Genomic DNA, 22,425 nt, shown 5'->3' with positions numbered 1-22,425 from the left:
GGTTAAACCTGAATTCTAAAGGGAGGTAGGCCCCTTGATAGATGTCAATAAATTTGAGTATATGAAAATCGGTCTGGCGTCACCGAATAAAATTCGCTCCTGGTCAAAAGGAGAAGTGAAGAAGCCAGAAACCATTAACTACCGTACCTTAAAGCCAGAGAAAGATGGACTTTTCTGTGAGCGTATTTTCGGTCCTACAAAGGATTGGGAATGTCACTGTGGGAAATACAAACGAATCCGTTATAAAGGAGTCGTTTGTGACCGCTGCGGTGTTGAAGTAACACGTGCAAAAGTCCGTCGTGAGAGAATGGGGCACATTGAGCTTGCTGCCCCTGTCTCCCACATCTGGTACTTTAAAGGGATTCCAAGTCGTATGGGACTTGTTCTTGACATGTCTCCACGCGCACTTGAAGAGGTCATTTACTTTGCTTCTTACGTTGTAACAGAAGCAGGGGACACTCCTCTAGAGAAAAAGCAACTTCTATCAGAGAAAGAATACCGTGCGTATCGCGAGAAGTACGGAAAGACTTTCTCAGCAGAAATGGGTGCGGAAGCAATCCGCAAATTGCTGTTTGACATCGACCTCGATAAAGAAGTAGATGTTTTGAAAGAAGAGCTTAAAACAGCACAAGGACAGCGTAGAACGCGAGCTATCAAGCGTCTTGAAGTACTTGAAGCGTTCCGTGGATCAGGTAATAACCCGGCATGGATGATCCTAGATGTTCTACCGGTTATTCCTCCAGAACTTCGCCCGATGGTACAGCTCGATGGTGGACGTTTTGCGACATCAGATCTTAACGATCTTTATCGTCGTGTGATTAACCGTAACAATCGCTTGAAGCGTCTACTAGATCTTGGCGCACCAAGTATCATTGTTCAAAACGAAAAACGTATGTTGCAAGAAGCAGTAGATGCTCTTATTGACAATGGTCGTCGTGGCCGACCAGTTACTGGTCCTGGTAACCGTCCATTGAAGTCTCTTTCTCACATGCTAAAAGGTAAGCAGGGACGTTTCCGTCAAAACCTTCTTGGTAAGCGTGTTGACTATTCAGGTCGTTCCGTTATCGTAGTAGGACCTTCACTTAAGATGTACCAGTGTGGTCTGCCAAAAGAAATGGCTCTTGAACTATTCAAGCCATTCGTGATGAAAGAGCTTGTATCGAAAGGTCTTGCTCACAATATTAAGAGTGCTAAGCGTAAAGTTGAAAAGGTTCACCCTGAAGTTTGGGATGTACTCGAAAACGTTATTAAAGAACATCCAGTTCTTCTTAACCGAGCACCAACTCTTCACCGTCTTGGTATCCAGGCGTTTGAACCTATTCTTGTAGAAGGTCGTGCGATTCGTCTTCACCCACTCGTTTGTACAGCATATAACGCTGACTTTGATGGTGACCAAATGGCAGTTCACGTTCCACTATCTGCAGAAGCTCAAGCTGAAGCACGTATCTTAATGCTTGCAGCACAGAACATTCTTAACCCGAAAGATGGTAAACCAGTTGTTACACCGTCACAGGATATGGTTCTTGGTAACTACTACCTAACTATGGAACGTGAAGGCGCAATTGGAGAGGGTTCTGTATTTAAAGATACAAACGAAGCGCTAATCGCATACCAGAATGGGTTTGTACACCTTCATTCTCGTGTTGCAATTCCTGCTTCTTCTCTTAATAAATCTGCTTTTACTGAAGAGCAGAATAAACAGTTGCTTGTTACAACGGTTGGTAAGCTGATCTTCAATGAGATCTTGCCTGAGTCGTTCCCGTATATTAACGAACCGACGACTACAAACCTTGAAGTAGCAACCCCTGAAAGGTACTTCCTTCCACATGGTGTAAATGTGAAAGAGGAAATCGCGAAGCGTGACATGATTTCTCCGTTTAAGAAAGGCATACTTGGTAAGATTATTGCCGAAGTATTCAAGCGTTTCAAAGTGACGGAAACATCTCGCATGCTAGACCGTATGAAGGACCTTGGATTTAAATATTCAACTAAAGCTGGTATTACAGTTGGTGTATCTGACGTAGTAGTACTTGCTGAAAAGCAAGAAATCGTAGCTGAAGCTGAGGAAAAAGTAGAAAAAGTACTCAAGCAGTTCCGTCGTGGACTAATCACTGATGATGAACGTTATGACCGTGTTATCTCAATCTGGAGTGCAGCAAAAGACCGCATCCAGGAGAAGCTAATGAAAACTCTTGAAACTGATAACCCAATCTTTATGATGAGTGATTCAGGAGCTCGTGGTAACGCGTCTAACTTTACGCAGTTAGCAGGTATGCGTGGTTTGATGGCTAATCCATCTGGACAAATCATCGAACTTCCGATCAAATCCAGCTTCAGAGAAGGTCTAACGGTACTAGAATACTTTATCTCCACTCACGGAGCTCGTAAAGGTCTTGCTGATACAGCACTTAAGACGGCTGACTCTGGTTACCTAACACGTCGACTTGTCGATGTTGCACAGGACGTTATCGTTCGCGAAGATGACTGTGGAACAGATCGTGGACTTGAAGTTAGTGCGATAAAGAACGGAAATGAATTGATTGAAGGGCTGTTTGATCGTCTTGTTGGACGTGTAGCGTTCAAGAAAGTGAAACACCCTGAAACAAATGACGTTCTAGTAGAGAAGAATTCTCTTATTACTGAAGATATTGCTGCAGCAATTGTTGAAGCTGGTATCGAGGATGTTTATATCCGTTCTGCCTTCACATGTAGCACACGCCACGGCGTATGTAAGAAATGTTACGGTCGCAACCTTGCAACCGGTACTCGCGTAGAGGTTGGGGAAGCAGTTGGAATTATCGCTGCTCAATCAATCGGTGAGCCAGGTACTCAGTTGACGATGCGTACATTCCACACAGGTGGGGTTGCCGGAGATGATATCACTCAAGGTCTACCACGTATCCAAGAACTATTTGAAGCTCGTAATCCAAAAGGTCAAGCTGTTATTTCTGAACTTGACGGAACAGTTATCGATATGGCTGACGTTAAGGAAAAGAAAGAAATCGTTGTTCAGGGTGAAACCGAGACACGTAATTACCCAGTCCCTTATGGTGCACGACTAAAAATAGGAGTAGGCGATGTGGTTCAGGCTGGCCAAGCTCTAACTGAAGGTTCAATTGATCCTAAGCAACTTCTAACGATCAGCGGTATTGACGGCGTACAAGAGTACCTTCTAGCAGAAGTGCAAAAGGTATATCGTATGCAGGGTGTTGAAATCGGTGATAAGCACGTTGAAGTAATGGTTCGTCAAATGATGCGTAAGATTCGTGTTATTGATGCAGGGGATACTGAAGTACTTCCTGGATCACTCGTTGACATCCACCAATTCAAAGATGTTAATAGAAGAGTTCTTGTTAAGGGCGGATTGCCTGCTACTGGACGTCCGGTTCTTCTCGGAATCACGAAAGCATCTCTTGAAACTGAATCCTTCCTATCAGCTGCATCATTCCAGGAAACAACTCGTGTCCTAACTGATGCTGCGATAAAAGGTAAACGTGACGAACTTCTTGGTCTAAAGGAAAATGTTATTATCGGTAAACTTGTTCCGGCAGGTACTGGTATGCAACGTTACCGTAGGATCAATGTTGCTGGTGAAGCACAAGAAGCAACAGAACATCTAGAGCAAGATGAAAGTGCTTTAGTGAATCAAGAATAAACAGGGAAGTGTTGACATCGGGAGTACAGGGTGATATTATATCCAAGGTGCTCCCGATAATCCTGTTGCTTTGGAGGATATATTTGTGTCTTATGAAAAAGTATCACAGGCAGAGGAATTAATAATCGGGACGAAACAAACTCTAAAGGCCCTCCAGATTGGGGAAGCGAAGGAAGTATTTGTTGCTGACGACGCTGACCGCAGGGTTACTTCTAAGGTTGTTGCTCTCGCTAAAGAGAAGAGCATTCCTATACACCGGGTTGATTCAATGAAAAAACTTGGCAAGGCATGCGGCATCGAAGTAGGGGCGGCAACAGTTACGATAAAAGCATAACCGTTTTTGTCTGGTTCAGTTTTTAACTATCCGGCAAAAACTTTCCTTTTATCTATACATGAACCACCTGGATGTGTGGGCTTGCTAATCACTTAAGAAGGGAGGAAAACAAAATGCCAACTATTAACCAACTTGTTCGCAAGGGACGTGTTTCTAAGTCAAAGAAATCTGACTCTCCTGCATTGAACAAAGGATATAATAGCTTCAAAAAGACTCATACAGATCTTTCATCTCCACAAAAACGTGGTGTATGTACTCGTGTGGGTACAATGACTCCAAAGAAGCCGAACTCCGCATTGCGTAAATACGCTCGTGTTCGTCTTACTAACGGAATCGAAGTTACTGCTTATATCCCTGGTATCGGTCACAACCTTCAAGAGCACAGTGTAGTGCTTATCCGTGGAGGACGTGTTAAAGATTTACCGGGTGTACGTTATCACATCGTACGTGGTGCACTTGACACTGCAGGTGTTAACGACCGTATGCAAGGTCGTTCTAAATACGGTACTAAGAGACCGAAAGCAGCTAAGAAGTAATAAATTCTTTAACAACAAATTAGAAAGGGGGTTTTCCCATGCCACGTAAAGGTCCAGTAGAACGTCGCGACGTATTACCAGATCCAATTTACAAATCCAAGCTTGTAACTCGCCTAATCAACCGTCTTATGGTAGACGGCCAAAAAGGTAAAGCACAACAAGTTCTTTACAAAGCATTTGATCTTATCCAGGAGCGTACAAACACGGAAGCAATGGAAGTGTTTGATCAAGCGTTGAAAAACGTTATGCCAGTACTTGAAGTACGCGCTCGTCGTGTTGGTGGTGCTAACTACCAGGTACCGGTTGAGGTACGTCCAGACCGTCGTACAACTCTAGGACTTCGTTACCTTGTTAACTATTCCCGTCTTCGCGGTGAAAAGACAATGGTAGAAAGACTAGCATACGAAATTATGGATGCAGCTAATAACACTGGTGCTTCTGTTAAGAAGCGTGAAGAAATGCACAAAATGGCAGAAGCAAACAAAGCGTTTGCTCACTACCGCTGGTAATCACCAGATAAATCAAACTACTCTCTTTATAAAAGGAAGGAGAAATACTAATGGCAAGAGAATTCTCCTTAAAAGATACACGTAATATCGGTATCATGGCACACATCGATGCTGGTAAAACAACAACAACCGAGCGTATTCTTTTCTATTCAGGGCGTATCCACAAAATCGGTGAGACTCACGAAGGTGGCTCTCAGATGGACTGGATGGAGCAGGAGCAGGAGCGTGGAATCACGATCACTTCTGCTGCTACCACTGCCCAGTGGAAAGATCACCGTGTTAACATCATTGACACGCCTGGTCACGTAGACTTCACGGTAGAAGTTGAACGTTCTTTACGTGTATTAGATGGAGCAGTTGCGGTACTTGATGCTCAATCAGGTGTTGAACCGCAAACAGAAACTGTTTGGCGTCAAGCTACAAACTACGGAGTTCCACGTATCGTATTCATCAACAAGATGGATAAACTAGGTGCGGACTTCCTATATTCCACAGGTACACTTAATGACCGTCTGCAAGCTAACGCTCATCCTGTTCAGCTACCAATCGGTGCTGAAGACGAGTTCGAAGGTATTATCGACCTTATTTCAATGCAGGCATTCTACTACCTTGATGAACTTGGTTCTCGTACTGAAGCTCGCGAAATTCCTGCTGAATACAAGGAACAAGCGGAAGAGTACCGTACGAAGTTGATCGAAGCTGTAGCAGAGCTTGAAGAAGATCTAATGATGAAATACCTTGAAGGTGAAGAGCTAACAGAGGATGAAATCAAAGCTGCAATCCGTAAAGGAACTTGTAACGTTGAATTCTACCCTGTACTATGCGGATCTGCATTTAAGAACAAAGGTGTTCAGCTAGTTCTTGATGCTGTTCTTGATTATCTTCCTTCACCACTAGATGTTCCTGCAATCAAAGGTCATCTAAAAGATTCTGAAGAAGAAGTACTTCGTTCTGCTGACGATAATGGTCCTTTCTCTGCACTTGCATTTAAAGTAATGACTGACCCTTACGTTGGTAAACTAACATTCTTCCGTGTTTACTCAGGAACGCTTTCTGCAGGTTCTTACGTTAAGAACTCTACAAAAGACAAGCGTGAACGTGTAGGACGTATTCTTCAGATGCACGCTAACTCTCGTGAAGAAATCTCTACTGTATACGCAGGAGATATCGCAGCAGCAGTTGGCTTGAAAGATACTTCTACTGGTGACACTCTATGTGACGAAAAGGATACAGTTATCCTTGAGTCAATGGACTTCCCAGATCCAGTTATCTCGGTTGCTATCGAACCAAAAACGAAGAGTGACCAAGATAAGATGGCAGTAGCACTTGCTAAGCTTGCTGAAGAAGATCCAACTTTCAAAACTGAAACAAACGAAGAGACTGGCCAGACAATTATTTCTGGTATGGGTGAACTTCACCTTGATATCATCGTTGACCGTCTTCGTCGTGAGTTCAAAGTTGATGCAACGGTTGGTGCTCCTCAGGTTGCTTATCGTGAGTCTATTAAAAAGGCTGCTAAGGTTGAAGGTAAATTCGTACGTCAGTCTGGTGGTCGTGGACAATACGGACACGTATGGGTTGAATTTGAACCTAACGAAGAAGGCGCTGGTTTTGAATTTGAAAACAAGATTGTCGGTGGTGTAGTTCCACGTGAATATGTACCGGCAGTTGAAGCTGGACTTCGTGATTCAATGGACAACGGTCTACTTGCAGGTTACCCACTAATCGACGTTAAAGCACGTCTGGTTGATGGCTCTTACCACGATGTCGACTCTAACGAGATGGCATTTAAAGTAGCTGCATCTATGGCTCTTAAGAAAGCTAAAGACCATTGTAACCCAGCTCTACTTGAACCAATGATGAAGGTTGAAGTTGTAGTACCAGAGGAATACATGGGCGATATCATGGGCGACGTAACTAGCCGTCGTGGACGCGTAGAAGGTATGGCTGCTCGCGGAAACGCACAGGTTATCAACGCGTTCGTACCACTATCAGAAATGTTTGGTTATGCAACTACTCTTCGTTCTCGTACTCAAGGACGCGGTACTTACACGATGTCTTTCGATCACTACGAAGAAGTACCTAAATCAATTTCTGCAGAAATCATCAAAAAAGCTACAGGCGAATAATTGTAGCAAATCAAGTTTTGTTGTAATCTAAGATAGGCGAGAATTAAACGATTCATACGCCTATCTTGGCATAGATAATTCTTTGGTAATTAAAGGAGGAAACACTAATGTCAAAAGAAAAATTCGACCGTTCGAAACCCCATGTTAACATTGGTACAGTTGGACACGTTGACCATGGTAAAACTACTCTAACAGCTGCGATCACTTCAGTGCTTCATAAGCGTTCAGGTAATGGTACTGCTATGGCTTACGACCAAATCGATGGTGCTCCAGAAGAGCGCGAGCGTGGAATCACAATCTCAACTGCACACGTTGAGTACGAAACTGAAAACCGTCACTATGCACACGTTGACTGCCCAGGTCACGCTGACTATGTTAAAAACATGATCACTGGTGCTGCACAAATGGACGGCGGAATCCTAGTAGTATCTGCTGCTGACGGCCCAATGCCTCAAACTCGTGAGCACATCCTTCTTTCTCGTCAAGTTGGTGTACCTATGCTTGTTGTATTCTTGAACAAGTGTGACATGGTTGACGACGAAGAGCTACTAGAACTAGTTGAAATGGAAGTTCGTGATCTTCTTACAGAGTACGACTTCGATGGCGACGAAGTTCCAGTAATCAAAGGTTCTGCACTTAAAGCTCTTGAAGGCGACGAAGAGTACGAAGCGAAAATCTTCGAACTTATGGACGCTGTAGATGAGTACATTCCAACTCCTGAGCGTGACACTGACAAGCCATTCATGATGCCGGTTGAGGACGTATTCTCAATCACTGGTCGTGGTACAGTTGCTACAGGTCGTGTTGAGCGTGGACAAGTTAAAGTCGGTGACGAAATTGAAATTCTTGGTCTTCAAGAAGAGAGCAAGAAAACAACTGTTACTGGTGTAGAAATGTTCCGTAAGCTTCTTGACTATGCAGAAGCTGGCGACAACATTGGAGCACTACTTCGTGGTGTATCTCGTGATGACATTCAGCGTGGTCAAGTTCTAGTTAAGCCTGGTACTGTTAAGGCTCACACTAAGTTCAAAGCTGAAGTTTACGTTCTTTCTAAAGAAGAAGGTGGACGTCATACTCCATTCTTCGCTAACTACCGTCCTCAGTTCTACTTCCGTACAACTGACGTAACTGGTACTATTCAACTTCCAGAAGGCGTTGAAATGGTTATGCCTGGAGACAACATCGAAATGACAGTTGAACTTATCGCTCCGATCGCAATCGAAGATGGAACGAAGTTCTCTATCCGTGAAGGTGGACGTACTGTAGGCGCAGGCGTTGTTGCAACAATCATCGAGTAGTATCGATTAATTGAAAGCACCCGGATAACACCGGGTGCTTTTTTATATGAAATATTGTGAAAATATCAAAGCAGCTTGCAATTTTCGAAGTCGCCCGTTATAATATTAAAAGTGTGCGATCGACATATTAATTAACTAGACAAAAGCCTTGCATAACTAGTGCGGATTTAGTATAATGAGAATGTTGGTCATAAACAGCGATGAAGTGGAAGGTTGCTGACACACCCGGCCCCTTTGCCATGGCGAGTGTGTTGGGGTTATTTTCACGGAGAACTGTCTATTAAAATATGGGCGAAAAAGGAGGGGAAATAATGGCAAAACAAAAGATTCGTATTCGTTTAAAAGCATATGATCACCGTATTCTAGATCAATCTGCTGAGAAAATCGTAGAAACAGCAAAACGTTCAGGTGCAAAAGTATCCGGACCAATCCCGTTGCCGACGGAAAGAGCTGTTTATACAGTTCTACGTGCGGTTCACAAGTACAAAGATGCTCGTGAGCAATTCGAAATGCGTACGCACAAGCGTCTAATCGACATCATTGAGCCAACACCACAAACGGTTGATTCACTAATGCGTTTAGATCTACCGTCAGGCGTTGACATTGAAATTAAACTTTAACTTTAATAGAACGCTATATAAAATTTATACAAAACACATTTAGGAGGTGTGACTAATGACCAAAGGAATCTTAGGAAGAAAAGTAGGCATGACTCAAGTCTTTGCTGACAACGGTGATATTATTCCGGTAACTGTGGTTGAAGCAGAACCTAACGTTGTTCTTCAAAAGAAAGTTGTTGACACAGACGGATACGAAGCAATTCAAATCGGATTTGCTGACAAGAAGAAGTCTCGTTACAACAAGCCAGAAGCAGGCCATGCTACAAAAGCGAGCACGACACCTAAGCGCTTCGTGAAGGAAATTCGTAACGCTGAAGGTAGTTACGAAATTGGTCAGGAAGTCAAAGTTGATATCTTTAACGAAGGTGACGTAGTTGATGTAACTGGTACGTCTAAAGGGAAAGGTTTCCAAGGTGCAATCAAGCGCCATAACCAATCTCGCGGACCAATGACTCACGGTTCTCGTTACCACCGTCGTCCTGGTGCTATGGGTCCAATCGATCCAATGCGCGTAATGAAAGGTAAACTTCTACCTGGACGTATGGGTGGCGAACGTGTAACAGTTCAAAACCTTGAAATTGTTAAAGTTGATACTGAACGTAATCTACTTCTAGTAAAAGGGAACGTACCTGGAGCTAAGAAGAGCTATGTGACTATCCAAAGTGCTAATAAAGCACAAGAAGCTAAGTAAGAAGGGAGGATATCCAAGTGCCTAAAGTAACAATGTTCAACCAATCCGGAGCACAGGTCGGCGATGTAGAACTCGCTGAAGCGATCTTCGGAATCGAACCAAACGAAAGTGTTATGTATGATGCGGTAATCATGCAACAAGCATCTTTGCGTCAAGGTAACCATGACGTGAAAAACCGTTCAGAAGTACGCGGTGGTGGAGCTAAACCATGGCGCCAAAAAGGAACAGGTCGTGCTCGTCAGGGCTCAATCCGTTCACCACAATGGGTTGGCGGCGGAGTAGTATTTGGTCCAACACCAAGAAGCTATTCTTACAAGCTACCTAAAAAAGTTCGTCGTTTGGCGATCAAGTCCGCATTGTCTTCTAAAGTACAAGAAGAAAACTTTGTAGCTGTGGACAGCCTTTCTTTTGATGCTCCGAAAACAAAAGAAATGGTATCAGTACTTTCAAGTCTTTCAGCAGATAGCAAAACACTAATCGTTACAGGTGACTATAACGAAGCTGTTGCATTATCTGCACGTAATATTCCTGGTGTTACTGTTGTAACTTCAGCTGGAATCAATATCCTTGATGTCCTTAAAGCTGATAAACTAGTTATGACAAAAGACGCTTTGGAAAAAGTAGAGGAGGTGCTAGCGTAATGAACGCTCGTGACATCATTAAGCGCCCCGTTATTACTGAAGCTACTACAGACGTAATGGCAGACAAAAAATATACGTTCGAAGTTGATACTCGTGCTAACAAAACTCAAATCAAGAATTCTCTAGAAGAAATCTTCGGAGTTAAAGTTGCTGGAGTAAACACTCAGAATTATATGGGTAAAAAGAAACGTGTTGGCCGCCATAGCGGATTCACACCACGTCGTAAAAAAGCTATCGTGACGCTTACACCGGATAGCAAAGAATTGGACTTCTTTGAAGGCTAAGAACAATTGTGAAGGAGGGAAATGAGAATGGCGATTAAAAAGTATAAACCGACCACTAACGGTCGTCGTGGTATGTCAGTATCTGACTTTGCTGAGATCACTACAGACCAGCCGGAAAAATCGTTGCTTACGCCGCTTCACAAGAAAGGCGGACGTAACAGCCAAGGTCGTTTAACTGTTCGTCACCAAGGTGGCGGTCATAAACGTAAATACCGTGTTATTGACTTTAAACGAGACAAAGATGGAATACCAGGACGCGTTGCTACAATCGAATACGATCCAAACCGTTCTGCTAACATCGCTCTAATCAACTATGCTGATGGAGAGAAGCGTTACATTCTTGCTCCAAAAGGATTTAAAGTAGGAACTGAAATTATGTCTGGCGCTGAAGCTGACATTAAAGTAGGAAACGCTCTTCCACTTATCAACATTCCAGTTGGTACAACAATTCATAACATCGAACTTAAACCAGGTCGCGGTGGACAACTAGTACGTTCTGCAGGCGCAGAAGCTCAGCTACTAGGTAAAGAAGGAAAGTACGTTCTTGTACGTCTTCGTTCAGGAGAAACTCGTATGATTCTTTCCACTTGCCGTGCTACAATTGGTCAAGTTGGTAACCTAGAACATGAACTAATCAACGTTGGTAAAGCTGGACGCTCTCGTTGGATGGGTATCCGCCCTACAGTTCGTGGTTCTGTAATGAACCCAGTCGATCACCCACACGGTGGTGGTGAAGGTCGTGCGCCGATCGGACGTAAATCACCAATGTCACCATGGGGCAAACCAACTCTTGGTTTCAAAACACGTAAGAAAAACAAAGAAACCGACAAGTACATCGTACGTCGTCGTAAAAAGAAGAAAAAATAATGCGATTAACCTACGGTTCCAAGGGGCCGTAGCTTAATCACAAAAGGGAGGTTCACAAATGGGTCGTAGTTTGAAAAAAGGACCTTTTGTCGACGATCATTTAATGAAAAAGGTCGAAGACTTAAATGAAAAGAACGACAAAAAAGTTATTAAAACTTGGTCTCGTCGTTCAACAGTATTCCCAGAATTTATTGGACACACTTTCGCAGTATACGATGGACGCAAGCACGTACCGGTTTATGTATCTGAAGACATGGTCGGCCACAAGCTTGGTGAATTTGCTCCGTCCCGCACTTATCGCGGACATGCTGCAGATGATAAAAAAACTAGACGTTAATTTGAGGGGAGGTACAACGAATGCAAGCTAAAGCTGTTGCAAAACATGTGCGTATTGCTCCTCGTAAAGCACGCTTAGTCGTAGATCTCATTCGGGGAAAGCAAGTTGGTGAAGCTATTGCCATTCTTCGCAACACAAACAAAGCTGCTTCTCCAGTAATCGAGAAAGTGCTTAATTCTGCTATTGCTAACGCAGAACACAATCTTGAACTAGAGCCGAACGATCTTACGGTTGCTCAAGTGTTTGTAGACGAAGGAGTAACAATGAAACGTTTCCGCCCACGTGCTATGGGTCGTGCTAGCCGTATTAACAAGCGCACTAGCCATATCACAGTAGTGGTATCAGAAAAGAAGGAGGGATAACGAGTGGGTCAAAAAGTTAATCCAGTAGGACTTCGAATTGGCGTTATCCGTGATTGGGAGTCTAAATGGTACGCAGACAAAGATTACGCTGACCTTTTACACGAAGATATTAAAATTCGTGAATATATTCAAAAGCGCTTGAAAGATGCATCTGTTTCAGCTGTTGAAATCGAGCGTGCAGCAAACCGAGTAAACGTAACAGTTAAGACTGCTAAGCCTGGTATGGTGATCGGTAAAGGTGGTTCTGAAGTTGAGTCTCTTCGTAAGTCTCTTACAGAACTAACAGGCAAGCGAGTTCACGTTAACATTTTCGAAATCAAACAAGCTGACATCGACGCAACTCTAGTTGCTGAAAACATCGCTCGTCAACTTGAAAACCGCATCTCATTCCGTCGTGCTATGAAGCAAACAATTCAACGTGCGATGAGAGCTGGTGCAAAAGGTATTAAAACTGAAGTATCTGGACGTCTAAACGGTGCAGATATTGCTCGTTCTGAATCATACAGTGAAGGTACTGTGCCTCTTCACACACTTCGTGCTGACATCGACTATGGTACTGCAGAAGCAGATACTACGTATGGTAAGCTTGGTGTGAAGATTTGGATCTATCGTGGTGAAGTCCTTCCAACGAAAGGAACGCAAAAAGAGGAAGGGGGAAAATAAATCATGTTGTTACCTAAACGTGTTAAATACCGCAGAGAACATCGCGGAAAAATGCGCGGACGTGCTAAAGGTGGCACTGAAGTTGCATTCGGCGAATACGGTCTACAAGCACAAGATGCTAGCTGGATCACTAACCGTCAAATCGAATCTGCTCGTATCGCTATGACTCGTTACATGAAACGTGGCGGTAAAGTATGGATCAAAATTTTCCCATCTAAGCCTTATACAGCTAAACCTCTAGAAGTTCGAATGGGTTCCGGTAAAGGTGCTCCTGAAGGCTGGGTAGCTGTAGTAAAGCCAGGGAAAATCATGTTTGAAATCGCAGGTGTTTCTGAAGAAGTAGCGCGTGAAGCTCTTCGTCTTGCTTCTCATAAACTTCCTGTTAAAACTAAGTTCGTAAAACGCGAAGAAGTGGGTGGTGACACAAATGAAAGCTGAGGAAATTCGTAACTTGACCACTGCTGAAATCGAACAGAAAGCGAAGTCTTTCAAAGAAGAGCTTTTCAATCTTCGCTTTCAACTCGCTACAGGTCAACTGGAAAACCCAGCCCGCATTCGTGAAGTCCGTAAATCAATCGCTCGCGCTAACACAGTGTTGCGTGAAAGAGAGTTAGGAATCACAAACGGTTAATATGAGGGGAGGTTTGCGAAATGAGCGAACGCAATAATCGCAAAGTATATGTTGGTCGTGTTGTCTCAGACAAAATGGACAAAACAATCACTGTTATGGTTGAGACTTATAAAATGCACCCACTATACGGTAAACGCGTGAAATACTCTAAGAAGTTTAAAGCGCATGATGAAAACAACTCTGCAAAGATCAACGACGTAGTTCGTATTATGGAAACTCGTCCACTATCAAAAGACAAGCGTTTCCGTCTTGTTGAGGTTGTTGAAGAAGCAGTAATTATCTAAATGAACTCGGATCATTTACTCATGTCCGAAGGGAGGTCTATCTAAATGATTCAACAGGAATCTCGTTTGAAATCTGCAGACAACTCTGGTGCTCGTGTGTTGCAATGCATTAAGGTTCTCGGTGGTACTGGTCGTAAGACTGCTAACATCGGTGACGTAATTGTGTGTTCGGTGAAACAGGCAACACCTGGTGGCGTTGTTAAGAAGGGTGAAGTTGTTAGAGCTGTTATCGTACGCAGTAAAAGCGGAGTACGTCGTCCAGATGGTTCATACATCAAATTCGACGAAAACGCTGCGGTATTAATCCGTGATGACAAAGGACCACGCGGAACTCGTATTTTCGGACCGGTTGCTCGTGAACTTCGTGACAACCAGTACATGAAAATCGTATCTCTTGCTCCAGAAGTTCTTTAATCGTTTGAAAATAGATGCCTTGTAAGGAGGTGCGCAGGACGTTATGCACGTTAAAAAAGGTGATAAAGTTAAAGTGATTTCAGGTAAGGACAAAGGAAAGCAAGGTGTGATCCTTGAAGCTTACCCGAAAAAAGATAGAGTTATCGTGGAAGGTGTTAATCTTGTTAAGAAACATTCCAAACCATCACAGGCTAACCCACAGGGTGGAATTGTTGAACAAGAAGCAGCTGTCCATGTTTCTAACGTAATGGCACTAGATCCTAAATCTGGTGAACCAACTCGAGTTGGATATAAAGAGGAAAACGGCAAAAAAGTTCGTATCGCAAAAAAATCCGGTGAAGTACTCGATAAGTAGTTTGTAGCGAAAGGAGGTCTATCCGATGAACCGTCTTCAAGAAAAGTATCAAAATGAAACGAAACCTTCTCTTATGGAGAAATTTAATTACTCTTCCGTTATGGAAGTGCCAAAAGTTGAGAAAATTGTAATCAACATGGGTGTGGGTGACGCAGTACAAAACCCTAAAGCTCTTGATACAGCTGTAGAAGAGCTTCAATTACTAGCAGGTCAAAAGCCTGTTATCACGAAAGCGAAGAAATCAATCGCTGGTTTCAAACTTCGTGAAGGTATGCCGATCGGTGCGAAGGTTACACTTCGTGGCAATCGTATGTATGATTTCTTAGATAAACTAGTTTCTGTATCACTACCACGTGTACGTGACTTCAGAGGTGTTTCTAAGAAAGCATTCGATGGCCGTGGTAACTACACACTTGGCATCAAAGAACAATTGATTTTCCCTGAAATTGATTACGATAATGTAAACAAAGTGCGCGGAATGGACATCGTTATCGTAACAACAGCTAAAACGGACGAAGAGAGCCGTGAAATGTTGACACAACTAGGTATGCCATTTCAAAAGTAAGTAAGGAGGGAAAATTGTGGCGAAAAAATCAATGATCGCGAAGCAAAAACGCCAAGCAAAGTTTAATGTGCAGGAATACACACGTTGTGAACGTTGTGGACGTCCTCACTCTGTTATTCGCAAATTTAAACTTTGCCGTATTTGTTTCCGTGAACTTGCATACAAAGGTCAAATCCCAGGCGTTAAAAAGGCTAGCTGGTAAACCCGAGATAGGGAAGGAGGTAATTACTAATGGTCATGACTGATCCAATTGCAGATATGCTTACACGAATTCGTAACGCAAACACAGTGCGTCACGAAAAACTAGAATTACCTGCATCTAATTCAAAGAGAAACATTGCTGAAATCCTCAAGCGTGAAGGTTTCGTACGCGATGTTGAAATCGTTGAAGACAACAAGCAGGGCATCATCCGTATCTTTCTTAAGTACGGTTCTAACAACGAGCGCGTTATCACTGGCTTAAAGCGAATCAGTAAACCTGGTCTTCGCGTATACGCTAAAGCTGACGAAGTACCTCGCGTACTTGGCGGCCTAGGAATCGCTCTTGTTTCTACTTCTAAAGGAATTATGACGGACAAAGAAGCTCGTCAACAGCAAGTAGGCGGCGAAGTACTAGCTTACGTTTGGTAATTCTTAAAAGCGGAATGGAGGTGTAATTATGTCACGTGTCGGACTTAAACCGATCGAAATCCCAAGAGATGTAACGATTGATATTAAAGAAGACGTTGTAACAGTAAAGGGACCTAAAGGTGAACTTTCTCGTACGTTCAACTCCGATATTAAAGTAAATATCGATGATAACGTGCTTACTGTTGCTCGTCCTTCAGAAAATAAAGAGCACCGTGCTCTACACGGAACAACTCGCAGCCTGATCGCTAACATGGTTGAAGGTGTGACTAAAGGTTTCGAAAAGAGCCTTGAAATCATCGGAGTTGGTTGGCGTGCTAGCAAGTCTGGTCAAAAACTAGTGCTTAACGTTGGTTACTCTCACCCAGTTGAGATCGTACCAGAAGAAGGCATTGAAGTTGAAGTTCCTTCTAACACGAAGGTTCTTGTAAAAGGTATCGATAAAGAGCGTGTTGGAGCTGTTGCAGCAAACATCCGTTCAGTACGTCTTCCAGAGCCTTATAAAGGCAAAGGTATCCGTTATGAAGGCGAATATGTTCGTCGTAAAGAAGGTAAAACTGGTAAATAGGTAAAAACCTAGCGGAAAGGAGTGACATTTCATGATCACTAAAGCCGATAAAAACAAAGCGCGTCAAAAGAGACACGCTCGCGTTCGTCGTAACGTAACCGGCACAGCTGAACGTCCTCGTCTTAACGTTTTCCGTTCAAACAAGAACATCTATGCTCAGCTTATCGATGATGTCAAAGGCGTAACTTTGGTATCAGCATCTAGCATGGAACAAGGAATGGACGTTAACAACGGAAGTAACACAGAAGCTGCTAACAAAGTCGGAGAAGCAATTGCAAAGCGTGCTGTTGAAGCAGGTCATACAGAAGTGGTATTTGACCGCGGTGGGTATTTATACCACGGACGTGTTAAAGCTCTTGCAGACGCAGCTCGTGAAGCTGGACTGAAATTTTAATAAAAAGGAGGTTAACCCATGCGTAGCATTGATGCTAACAAACTAGAACTTGAAGAACGCGTAGTTACCGTTAACCGTGTAGCGAAAGTTGTAAAAGGTGGACGTCGTTTCCGCTTTGCAGCAATCGTAGTAGTCGGAGATAAAAACGGTCACGTAGGCTTCGGAACTGGTAAAGCGCAGGAAGTTCCTGAAGCAATTCGCAAAGCTATCGAAGACGCGAAGAAGAACTTGATCACAGTTCCTGTTGTTGGAACTACAATTCCTCACCAAATCACAGGTCACTTTGGAGCAGGTAACGTACTATTGAAGCCAGCTTCTGAAGGTACTGGAGTAATCGCTGGTGGACCTGTCCGTGCGGTATTAGAACTTGCTGGTGTAGGCGACATTCTATCGAAGTCTCTTGGATCTAACAATCCGATTAACATGGTGCGTGCAACATTAAACGGCCTTGAAAACCTCAAGCGTGCGGAAGACGTTGCAAAGCTTCGTGGAAAATCTGTAGAAGAGCTATTAGGTTAAGGGAGGGATAACAGATGGCTAAGAAATTAGAAATCACCCTCTCACGTAGTGTGATTGGTCGCCCTCAAGACCAACGCGTGACGGTAAAAACTCTTGGACTGAACAAGATGCATCAAACGGTTGTTCATAGCGACAACCCTGCAATTCGCGGTATGGTTAACAAGGTATCTCACCTTGTAACTGTTAACGAAATCGATGCATAAAAAATCTATACATTGAGGAGGTGCTCACATTGAAACTACACGAACTAAAACCATCTGAAGGTTCTCGTAAAGAACGCAACAGACTTGGTCGCGGTATTGCAACAGGTAACGGTAAGACATCTGGTCGCGGTCAAAAAGGTCAAAAGTCTCGTTCTGGCGGCGGAGTACGCCCAGGTTTCGAGGGAGGACAGCTTCCAATTTTCAAACGTCTACCGAAGCGTGGATTTACAAACATGAACCGCAAAGAGTTCGCGATTGTTAATCTTGAATCGTTAAACCGTTTTGAAGATGGAACTGAAGTTTCCCCAGAACTACTTCTAGAAACTGGCGTTGTCAGCAAAGAAAAAGCTGGAATTAAGATTCTAGGTAATGGTAAGCTAGATAAAAAGCTTACCGTGAAAGCCCACAAGTTTTCAGCTTCAGCAAAAGAAGCGATTGAAGCGGCAGGCGGAAATACTGAGGTGATCTAATGTTCCAAGCAATCTCCAACATTATGCGCGTAGGTGATATTAGAAACAAAGTCATTTTCACCCTACTCATGCTTGTCGTGTTCCGTATCGGAACATTCATACCGGTTCCTGGTGTGAACAGAGAAGTATTACAATTTCAAGATCAGATGAGTCTCTTCGGAGTACTCAACACCTTTGGCGGTGGAGCGTTGCAAAACTTCTCCATCTTTGCCATGGGAATCATGCCGTACATCACTGCTTCAATCATAGTGCAGCTTTTACAGATGGATGTTGTTCCTAAGTTTACCGAATGGTCAAAACAGGGAGAAGCTGGACGTAAAAAGCTTACGCAGGTTACTAGATATGGGACGATCGGCCTTGGACTGATCCAGGGTGTCGCGTTATCTATCGGTTTCAACAATATGGTTGGAGGACAGTTGATTACAGATGCAGGTTTCTTGACGTATCTTAATATTGCTCTTGTTCTTACAGCCGGAACGGCTTTTTTGATGTGGTTAGGTGAACAGATTACTGCTAAAGGTGTTGGTAATGGAATCTCCATCATTATCTTTGCCGGAATTGTAGCTGCAATTCCTCCTGGTCTTAACCAGTTGTATGCACAGATGTTTGAAGGAGCGCAGGATGAGTTGTTCATTAACATCGTTACACTGGCGATCATTGCTCTTGCAGCATTAGCGATCGTTGTAGCTGTTATTTTCGTTCAACAAGGCCTTCGCAAAATTCCAATCCAATACGCTAAACGTACTGTTAATCGCAGACAAGTTGGCGGACAATCAACTCACTTACCGATTAAGGTAAATGCAGCAGGTGTTATTCCAGTTATCTTTGCAATATCACTTATCATTACTCCTCCGACAGTCGCAAGATTGTTTGGAAGTAATTCGGTAACAGATTGGATCGTCAGAATCTTTGATTACACACAGCCTATTGGCATGGTCGTGTATGCGTTACTCATCATTGGCTTTACGTATTTCTATACGTTTGTCCAGGTGAATCCGGAGAAGATGGCAGAGAATCTTAAGAAACAGGGTGGATATATTCCTGGTATTCGTCCAGGTAATGCTACTGAAACGTACATTACTAAAATTCTCTATCGTTTAACATTTGTAGGAGCTCTATTCCTTGCTGTTATTTCGATTATTCCGGTGTTTTTCACAACCGTAGCAGGACTGCCGCAAACGCTGCAAATCGGCGGAACAAGCTTGCTGATCGTTGTTGGGGTAGCGCTTGATACGATGAAGCAAATTGAAAGTCAATTAATTAAACGTCATTATAAAGGCTTTATTAAATCTTGAGGATAAACTGGGAAGAACTTTCTTCCCCTCCTTCATCCTCGATTGGGTGACGTATGGAGGGATTAGATGAATCTAGTATTAATGGGGCTCCCGGGTGTCGGAAAAGGAACCCAGGCAGAAAAGATTGTCGAAAAGTATGGCATCCCTCATATCTCAACAGGAGATATGTTCCGAGCAGCGATTAAAGAAGGAACACCTCTTGGTATAAAAGCAAAAGAGTACATGGATTCCGGAAATCTCGTACCCGATGAAGTTACGATTGGTATAGTACGAGACCGTTTAGGAAAAGATGATTGCGAAAAAGGTTTTCTCCTTGATGGTTTTCCAAGAACAGTAGCTCAAGCAGAAGCTCTTGAGAAGATTCTCTCCGATTTGGATAGACAGTTGGATTACGTTGTTAATATCGCTGTTGAAGAAGATCAACTCATGAAGAGATTGACTGGGCGTCGTGTTTGTAAGGACTGTGGAGCAACCTATCATGCGATCTTCAATCCTCCAAAGGAAGAAGGGGTCTGTGATAAGTGCGGGGGAGAACTTTATCAAAGAGATGACGATAAAGAAGAAACTGTTCGCACACGCCTCGAAGTCAACAAGCAGCAACAGCAACCGTTGTTGACCTTTTATGAAGGCAAAGGCTATTTAAAAACCATTGACGGCAACAGAGACATCAATGTGGTGTTTGAAGATATCGACCAACTCCTCGGAGGGTTGTCGTAATGATTATTTGCAAGACTCCTCGCGAACTTGATATCATGCGAGAGGCAGGCAAAATTGTCGCATTAACGCATCAAGAACTGCAGAAGCACATTAAGCCTGGAGTTACGACAAAAGAGCTGGATACGATTGCCGATCGGTTTATTCGTCAGCTTGGTGCAATTCCTTCCTTTAAGGGTTACAATGGATTTACTGGAAGTATCTGCGCTTCTGTAAATGAAGAGCTGGTACATGGTATTCCAGGAGATCGCGTGTTGGCGGAGGGAGATATTATCAGCATCGATATCGGTGCTAAATATAAAGGTTATCATGGCGATTCAGCCTGGACCTATCCTGTTGGCACTATCTCAGAAAAAGACGAACGGTTGTTAAAAGTTACCGAGGAATCGTTATATAAAGGATTGGCTGAGGCGAAGGTCGGGAAAAGACTTTCCGATATCTCTCATGCAATTCAAACGTATGCGGAAGCTGAAGGTTTCTCGATCGTACGGGAATATGTTGGTCATGGTGTAGGTCAGGACCTTCATGAAGATCCTCAAATTCCTCATTATGGTCCTCCAGGAAAAGGACCGAGGCTCAAGCAAGGCATGGTTCTTGCGGTAGAGCCGATGGTGAATATGGGCTCTCGTTATGTTCGAACACTTTCAGATAACTGGACTGTAGTAACAACTGACGGTAAAAATTGCGCTCATTTTGAGCATACTTTTACTGTTACAGAAGAAGGATATGAAATTTTAACAAAGGCCTAAGTGAAGGTGATGGTTCTTGAAAGAGTCGGATACCGTGCCCGAGATCGGTCGGATCGTGCGGAACAAACGGGGAAGAGACGCTGAACAATATAGCGTGATTGTTGAAGTAATAGATGATCGTTATGTTTTCATCGCAGATGGCGACAAACGAAAATTTGATCGTCCAAAGCGAAAGAACCTCGCACACCTGGAGCTAATGAATTATGTATCCCCTGAGGTAAAGCGAAGTCTTGAGGAAACGAGCCGAGTCACTAATGGCAAGCTGCGTTTCGCGATCTCAAAGTATATGAATGAATATGTCATTGATTTAAAGGAGGGAGAGCAAGTAGATGGCTAAGGAAGACGTTATTGAAATGGAAGGCAAAGTTATCGAACCTCTACCGAATGCAATGTTCAGAGTAGAACTCGAAAACGGTCATAAGATCCTTGCTCACGTATCCGGGAAGATACGCATGCATTACATTCGTATTTTGCCAGGCGACAAAGTAACTGTTGAGCTTTCTCCATATGACTTATCACGTGGTCGAATCACGTATCGATATAAATAAAAAAGTTAATCTCCGAATACAAGGAGGGTAAAAACAATGAAGGTAAGACCATCAGTAAAACCAATTTGTGAAAAATGTAAAGTTATTCGCCGTAAAGGTAAAGTAATGGTTATCTGCGATAACCCTAAGCATAAGCAAAAACAAGGTTAATATATAAGGAGGTGCAACGAAATGGCACGTATTGCTGGTATTGATGTTCCACGCGAAAAACGCATAGTAATCGCGTTAACTTACGTATATGGAATCGGTAAAACTACTGCTAAACAAGTCCTAGTTGATGCTGGTGTATCTGAAGATACACGCGTTCGCGACTTGACTGAAGAAGAACTCGGAAAAATCCGTGAAAAGGTAGACAAAATTAAAGTTGAAGGTGATCTTCGTCGTGAGATTTCTCTTAACATTAAGCGTCTAATCGAGATCGGTTCATATCGTGGTATTCGCCACCGTCGCGGTCTTCCTGTCCGAGGCCAACATACGAAGAACAACTCTCGTACTCGTAAAGGCCCTCGCCGTACAGTAGCAAACAAGAAGAAGTAAGGGAGGTAAACTAACAAATGGCTAAACAACGTAAAGCTAATACACGTAAAAAGCGTGTCAAAAAGAATATTGAGAGTGGAATAGCTCACATTCGTTCTACTTTCAATAATACAATTGTAACTATTACTGACACTCACGGAAATGCTGTATCATGGGCAACTTCTGGGAACATGGGCTTCAGAGGTTCTCGTAAGTCTACTCCATTCGCAGCTCAAATGGCTGCTGAGACAGCTGGTAAAACAGCTCAAGAGCATGGCATGAAGTCAATCGAAGTTTCCGTTAAAGGCCCTGGTGCTGGTCGTGAAGCTGCTATTCGTGCGCTTCAAGCTGTAGGTCTAGAGGTTACTGCGATCCGTGACGTAACTCCAGTACCTCACAACGGTTGCCGTCCGCCAAAACGTCGTAGAGTATAATTAATAGAGAGTTCAAACGTAGATGTTCCCTTCGGGTGAATACCTGGTTTTGAAAAATCTCTTATAGAAAGATTCAATCTATCGGTATACAATTGATGAACATGTCAATAATGATATTGTATAAATTGTTGACGGTTGACGAATCATAATTAGGTTGTTGGTAATGGAACCGCCTAAAGGGATTATTCGGTTAGACACAATGTCTAACCGAAG

35 protein-coding genes are annotated in these 22,425 nt (G+C 43.2%); all 35 read left to right on the top strand.

Going from position 1 to position 22,425, the window contains the following annotated elements; all coding sequences use genetic code 11:
• Positions 1 to 34: 34 nt before the first annotated feature.
• The gene (gene rpoC, locus SJY16_RS00285) at positions 35 to 3,655 is read left to right on the top strand and encodes a DNA-directed RNA polymerase subunit beta' (RefSeq protein WP_377887100.1); all 3,621 of its coding nucleotides are present in this window, start codon (positions 35 to 37) and stop codon (positions 3,653 to 3,655) included.
• Between the two features lie 85 nt (positions 3,656 to 3,740).
• On the top strand, positions 3,741 to 3,989 hold the full coding sequence (locus tag SJY16_RS00280) for a 50S ribosomal protein L7ae-like protein (RefSeq protein ID WP_224885244.1): 249 nt from the start codon (positions 3,741 to 3,743) through the stop codon (positions 3,987 to 3,989).
• Between the two features lie 113 nt (positions 3,990 to 4,102).
• Entirely contained in the window at positions 4,103 to 4,525 is a 423-nt protein-coding gene (gene rpsL, locus SJY16_RS00275) for a 30S ribosomal protein S12 (RefSeq protein WP_224885242.1), read from the top strand.
• A 38-nt stretch (positions 4,526 to 4,563) separates the two neighbouring features.
• Positions 4,564 to 5,034 (top strand): 30S ribosomal protein S7, encoded by a 471-nt coding sequence (gene rpsG, locus SJY16_RS00270; protein ID WP_270182785.1) that lies wholly within the window; start codon positions 4,564 to 4,566, stop codon positions 5,032 to 5,034.
• Between the two features lie 50 nt (positions 5,035 to 5,084).
• Positions 5,085 to 7,163, top strand: coding sequence for an elongation factor G (gene fusA / locus SJY16_RS00265; protein ID WP_377887099.1), 2,079 nt, complete (start codon positions 5,085 to 5,087; stop codon positions 7,161 to 7,163).
• 107 nt (positions 7,164 to 7,270) lie between these two features.
• On the top strand, positions 7,271 to 8,461 hold the full coding sequence (gene tuf / locus SJY16_RS00260; protein WP_377887098.1) for an elongation factor Tu: 1,191 nt from the start codon (positions 7,271 to 7,273) through the stop codon (positions 8,459 to 8,461).
• A 311-nt stretch (positions 8,462 to 8,772) separates the two neighbouring features.
• Positions 8,773 to 9,081 carry a 30S ribosomal protein S10 gene (rpsJ, locus tag SJY16_RS00255; protein WP_224885234.1) on the top strand — a complete coding sequence of 103 codons (309 nt, stop codon included), beginning with the start codon at positions 8,773 to 8,775 and terminating at the stop codon, positions 9,079 to 9,081.
• A 55-nt stretch (positions 9,082 to 9,136) separates the two neighbouring features.
• A complete protein-coding gene (rplC, locus tag SJY16_RS00250; RefSeq protein ID WP_377887097.1) occupies positions 9,137 to 9,772 on the top strand; it encodes a 50S ribosomal protein L3 in 636 nt (211 codons plus the stop codon).
• A 17-nt stretch (positions 9,773 to 9,789) separates the two neighbouring features.
• Positions 9,790 to 10,413, top strand: coding sequence for a 50S ribosomal protein L4 (rplD, locus tag SJY16_RS00245; protein WP_377887096.1), 624 nt, complete (start codon positions 9,790 to 9,792; stop codon positions 10,411 to 10,413).
• Positions 10,413 to 10,697 carry a 50S ribosomal protein L23 gene (rplW, locus tag SJY16_RS00240; protein ID WP_377887095.1) on the top strand — a complete coding sequence of 95 codons (285 nt, stop codon included), beginning with the start codon at positions 10,413 to 10,415 and terminating at the stop codon, positions 10,695 to 10,697. Before rplD ends, rplW begins: the two co-directional genes overlap by 1 nt.
• Before the next feature lie 27 nt (positions 10,698 to 10,724).
• Positions 10,725 to 11,564, top strand: a complete 840-nt coding sequence (gene rplB / locus SJY16_RS00235) for a 50S ribosomal protein L2 (RefSeq protein WP_377887094.1) — start codon at positions 10,725 to 10,727, stop codon at positions 11,562 to 11,564.
• 58 nt (positions 11,565 to 11,622) lie between these two features.
• The gene (rpsS, locus tag SJY16_RS00230; protein WP_377887093.1) at positions 11,623 to 11,901 is read left to right on the top strand and encodes a 30S ribosomal protein S19; all 279 of its coding nucleotides are present in this window, start codon (positions 11,623 to 11,625) and stop codon (positions 11,899 to 11,901) included.
• A gap of 20 nt (positions 11,902 to 11,921) precedes the next feature.
• Entirely contained in the window at positions 11,922 to 12,263 is a 342-nt protein-coding gene (gene rplV / locus SJY16_RS00225; RefSeq protein WP_377887092.1) for a 50S ribosomal protein L22, read from the top strand.
• Between the two features lie 3 nt (positions 12,264 to 12,266).
• Entirely contained in the window at positions 12,267 to 12,926 is a 660-nt protein-coding gene (rpsC, locus tag SJY16_RS00220) for a 30S ribosomal protein S3 (RefSeq protein ID WP_224885219.1), read from the top strand.
• A gap of 3 nt (positions 12,927 to 12,929) precedes the next feature.
• Complete coding sequence (rplP, locus tag SJY16_RS00215) at positions 12,930 to 13,364, top strand: 50S ribosomal protein L16 (protein ID WP_224885217.1); 435 nt, start codon at positions 12,930 to 12,932, stop codon at positions 13,362 to 13,364.
• Positions 13,354 to 13,557: a 50S ribosomal protein L29 gene (gene rpmC, locus SJY16_RS00210; RefSeq protein WP_048313330.1), complete on the top strand. Its 204-nt coding sequence runs from the start codon at positions 13,354 to 13,356 to the stop codon at positions 13,555 to 13,557. Before rplP ends, rpmC begins: the two co-directional genes overlap by 11 nt.
• A gap of 20 nt (positions 13,558 to 13,577) precedes the next feature.
• Positions 13,578 to 13,841: a 30S ribosomal protein S17 gene (rpsQ, locus tag SJY16_RS00205; RefSeq protein WP_224885215.1), complete on the top strand. Its 264-nt coding sequence runs from the start codon at positions 13,578 to 13,580 to the stop codon at positions 13,839 to 13,841.
• 45 nt (positions 13,842 to 13,886) lie between these two features.
• On the top strand, positions 13,887 to 14,255 hold the full coding sequence (gene rplN, locus SJY16_RS00200; protein ID WP_377887091.1) for a 50S ribosomal protein L14: 369 nt from the start codon (positions 13,887 to 13,889) through the stop codon (positions 14,253 to 14,255).
• Positions 14,256 to 14,298: 43 nt separating this feature from the next.
• Positions 14,299 to 14,610 carry a 50S ribosomal protein L24 gene (gene rplX, locus SJY16_RS00195; RefSeq protein WP_224885211.1) on the top strand — a complete coding sequence of 104 codons (312 nt, stop codon included), beginning with the start codon at positions 14,299 to 14,301 and terminating at the stop codon, positions 14,608 to 14,610.
• Positions 14,611 to 14,635: 25 nt separating this feature from the next.
• Complete coding sequence (gene rplE / locus SJY16_RS00190; RefSeq protein ID WP_377887090.1) at positions 14,636 to 15,175, top strand: 50S ribosomal protein L5; 540 nt, start codon at positions 14,636 to 14,638, stop codon at positions 15,173 to 15,175.
• Positions 15,176 to 15,191: 16 nt separating this feature from the next.
• Positions 15,192 to 15,377 (top strand): type Z 30S ribosomal protein S14, encoded by a 186-nt coding sequence (locus SJY16_RS00185; RefSeq protein WP_224885207.1) that lies wholly within the window; start codon positions 15,192 to 15,194, stop codon positions 15,375 to 15,377.
• Between the two features lie 29 nt (positions 15,378 to 15,406).
• Entirely contained in the window at positions 15,407 to 15,805 is a 399-nt protein-coding gene (gene rpsH / locus SJY16_RS00180; RefSeq protein ID WP_224885205.1) for a 30S ribosomal protein S8, read from the top strand.
• Between the two features lie 28 nt (positions 15,806 to 15,833).
• Positions 15,834 to 16,370, top strand: coding sequence for a 50S ribosomal protein L6 (gene rplF / locus SJY16_RS00175; protein WP_377887088.1), 537 nt, complete (start codon positions 15,834 to 15,836; stop codon positions 16,368 to 16,370).
• Between the two features lie 31 nt (positions 16,371 to 16,401).
• On the top strand, positions 16,402 to 16,764 hold the full coding sequence (gene rplR, locus SJY16_RS00170; RefSeq protein ID WP_377887087.1) for a 50S ribosomal protein L18: 363 nt from the start codon (positions 16,402 to 16,404) through the stop codon (positions 16,762 to 16,764).
• A gap of 18 nt (positions 16,765 to 16,782) precedes the next feature.
• On the top strand, positions 16,783 to 17,283 hold the full coding sequence (gene rpsE, locus SJY16_RS00165) for a 30S ribosomal protein S5 (protein ID WP_048313339.1): 501 nt from the start codon (positions 16,783 to 16,785) through the stop codon (positions 17,281 to 17,283).
• Between the two features lie 14 nt (positions 17,284 to 17,297).
• A complete protein-coding gene (gene rpmD / locus SJY16_RS00160; RefSeq protein WP_377887086.1) occupies positions 17,298 to 17,486 on the top strand; it encodes a 50S ribosomal protein L30 in 189 nt (62 codons plus the stop codon).
• A gap of 29 nt (positions 17,487 to 17,515) precedes the next feature.
• A complete protein-coding gene (gene rplO, locus SJY16_RS00155; protein WP_224885197.1) occupies positions 17,516 to 17,956 on the top strand; it encodes a 50S ribosomal protein L15 in 441 nt (146 codons plus the stop codon).
• A complete protein-coding gene (secY, locus tag SJY16_RS00150) occupies positions 17,956 to 19,251 on the top strand; it encodes a preprotein translocase subunit SecY (RefSeq protein WP_377887085.1) in 1,296 nt (431 codons plus the stop codon). Before rplO ends, secY begins: the two co-directional genes overlap by 1 nt.
• Positions 19,252 to 19,317: 66 nt before the next feature.
• Positions 19,318 to 19,968: an adenylate kinase gene (locus tag SJY16_RS00145; protein ID WP_377887084.1), complete on the top strand. Its 651-nt coding sequence runs from the start codon at positions 19,318 to 19,320 to the stop codon at positions 19,966 to 19,968.
• A complete protein-coding gene (gene map / locus SJY16_RS00140; RefSeq protein ID WP_224885190.1) occupies positions 19,968 to 20,714 on the top strand; it encodes a type I methionyl aminopeptidase in 747 nt (248 codons plus the stop codon). Before SJY16_RS00145 ends, map begins: the two co-directional genes overlap by 1 nt.
• Positions 20,715 to 20,730: 16 nt before the next feature.
• Positions 20,731 to 21,051, top strand: coding sequence for an RNA-binding protein (locus SJY16_RS00135; RefSeq protein WP_377887083.1), 321 nt, complete (start codon positions 20,731 to 20,733; stop codon positions 21,049 to 21,051).
• Positions 21,044 to 21,262: a translation initiation factor IF-1 gene (gene infA, locus SJY16_RS00130; protein WP_377887082.1), complete on the top strand. Its 219-nt coding sequence runs from the start codon at positions 21,044 to 21,046 to the stop codon at positions 21,260 to 21,262. The genes SJY16_RS00135 and infA overlap by 8 nt, the downstream gene beginning before the upstream one ends.
• Before the next feature lie 36 nt (positions 21,263 to 21,298).
• Complete coding sequence (rpmJ, locus tag SJY16_RS00125) at positions 21,299 to 21,412, top strand: 50S ribosomal protein L36 (protein ID WP_036787716.1); 114 nt, start codon at positions 21,299 to 21,301, stop codon at positions 21,410 to 21,412.
• A gap of 21 nt (positions 21,413 to 21,433) precedes the next feature.
• Complete coding sequence (rpsM, locus tag SJY16_RS00120) at positions 21,434 to 21,799, top strand: 30S ribosomal protein S13 (RefSeq protein ID WP_377887081.1); 366 nt, start codon at positions 21,434 to 21,436, stop codon at positions 21,797 to 21,799.
• Between the two features lie 17 nt (positions 21,800 to 21,816).
• On the top strand, positions 21,817 to 22,212 hold the full coding sequence (gene rpsK, locus SJY16_RS00115) for a 30S ribosomal protein S11 (RefSeq protein WP_377887080.1): 396 nt from the start codon (positions 21,817 to 21,819) through the stop codon (positions 22,210 to 22,212).
• The last annotated feature ends 213 nt before the right edge of the window (positions 22,213 to 22,425 follow it).

Source organism: Alkalihalobacillus sp. R86527 (assembly GCF_042466185.1).
GTDB lineage: Bacteria > Bacillota > Bacilli > Bacillales > Guptibacillaceae > Guptibacillus.
The sequence above is the reverse complement of the archived record's forward strand: the minus strand, read 5'-3'. Positions and strand labels throughout refer to the sequence as shown.

Coding starts and splice junctions, on each gene's coding strand:
- rpsL (WP_224885242.1), top strand. CDS start 4,103: ATGCCAACTATTAACCAACTTGTTCGCAAGGGACGTGTTTCTAAGTCA.
- rpsG (WP_270182785.1), top strand. CDS start 4,564: ATGCCACGTAAAGGTCCAGTAGAACGTCGCGACGTATTACCAGATCCA.
- fusA (WP_377887099.1), top strand. CDS start 5,085: ATGGCAAGAGAATTCTCCTTAAAAGATACACGTAATATCGGTATCATG.
- tuf (WP_377887098.1), top strand. CDS start 7,271: ATGTCAAAAGAAAAATTCGACCGTTCGAAACCCCATGTTAACATTGGT.
- rpsJ (WP_224885234.1), top strand. CDS start 8,773: ATGGCAAAACAAAAGATTCGTATTCGTTTAAAAGCATATGATCACCGT.
- rplC (WP_377887097.1), top strand. CDS start 9,137: ATGACCAAAGGAATCTTAGGAAGAAAAGTAGGCATGACTCAAGTCTTT.
- rplW (WP_377887095.1), top strand. CDS start 10,413: ATGAACGCTCGTGACATCATTAAGCGCCCCGTTATTACTGAAGCTACT.
- rplB (WP_377887094.1), top strand. CDS start 10,725: ATGGCGATTAAAAAGTATAAACCGACCACTAACGGTCGTCGTGGTATG.
- rpsS (WP_377887093.1), top strand. CDS start 11,623: ATGGGTCGTAGTTTGAAAAAAGGACCTTTTGTCGACGATCATTTAATG.
- rplV (WP_377887092.1), top strand. CDS start 11,922: ATGCAAGCTAAAGCTGTTGCAAAACATGTGCGTATTGCTCCTCGTAAA.
- rplP (WP_224885217.1), top strand. CDS start 12,930: ATGTTGTTACCTAAACGTGTTAAATACCGCAGAGAACATCGCGGAAAA.
- rpmC (WP_048313330.1), top strand. CDS start 13,354: ATGAAAGCTGAGGAAATTCGTAACTTGACCACTGCTGAAATCGAACAG.
- rpsQ (WP_224885215.1), top strand. CDS start 13,578: ATGAGCGAACGCAATAATCGCAAAGTATATGTTGGTCGTGTTGTCTCA.
- rplN (WP_377887091.1), top strand. CDS start 13,887: ATGATTCAACAGGAATCTCGTTTGAAATCTGCAGACAACTCTGGTGCT.
- rplX (WP_224885211.1), top strand. CDS start 14,299: ATGCACGTTAAAAAAGGTGATAAAGTTAAAGTGATTTCAGGTAAGGAC.
- rplE (WP_377887090.1), top strand. CDS start 14,636: ATGAACCGTCTTCAAGAAAAGTATCAAAATGAAACGAAACCTTCTCTT.
- rpsH (WP_224885205.1), top strand. CDS start 15,407: ATGGTCATGACTGATCCAATTGCAGATATGCTTACACGAATTCGTAAC.
- rplF (WP_377887088.1), top strand. CDS start 15,834: ATGTCACGTGTCGGACTTAAACCGATCGAAATCCCAAGAGATGTAACG.
- rplR (WP_377887087.1), top strand. CDS start 16,402: ATGATCACTAAAGCCGATAAAAACAAAGCGCGTCAAAAGAGACACGCT.
- rpsE (WP_048313339.1), top strand. CDS start 16,783: ATGCGTAGCATTGATGCTAACAAACTAGAACTTGAAGAACGCGTAGTT.
- rpmD (WP_377887086.1), top strand. CDS start 17,298: ATGGCTAAGAAATTAGAAATCACCCTCTCACGTAGTGTGATTGGTCGC.
- secY (WP_377887085.1), top strand. CDS start 17,956: ATGTTCCAAGCAATCTCCAACATTATGCGCGTAGGTGATATTAGAAAC.
- SJY16_RS00145 (WP_377887084.1), top strand. CDS start 19,318: ATGAATCTAGTATTAATGGGGCTCCCGGGTGTCGGAAAAGGAACCCAG.
- map (WP_224885190.1), top strand. CDS start 19,968: ATGATTATTTGCAAGACTCCTCGCGAACTTGATATCATGCGAGAGGCA.
- infA (WP_377887082.1), top strand. CDS start 21,044: ATGGCTAAGGAAGACGTTATTGAAATGGAAGGCAAAGTTATCGAACCT.
- rpmJ (WP_036787716.1), top strand. CDS start 21,299: ATGAAGGTAAGACCATCAGTAAAACCAATTTGTGAAAAATGTAAAGTT.
- rpsM (WP_377887081.1), top strand. CDS start 21,434: ATGGCACGTATTGCTGGTATTGATGTTCCACGCGAAAAACGCATAGTA.
- rpsK (WP_377887080.1), top strand. CDS start 21,817: ATGGCTAAACAACGTAAAGCTAATACACGTAAAAAGCGTGTCAAAAAG.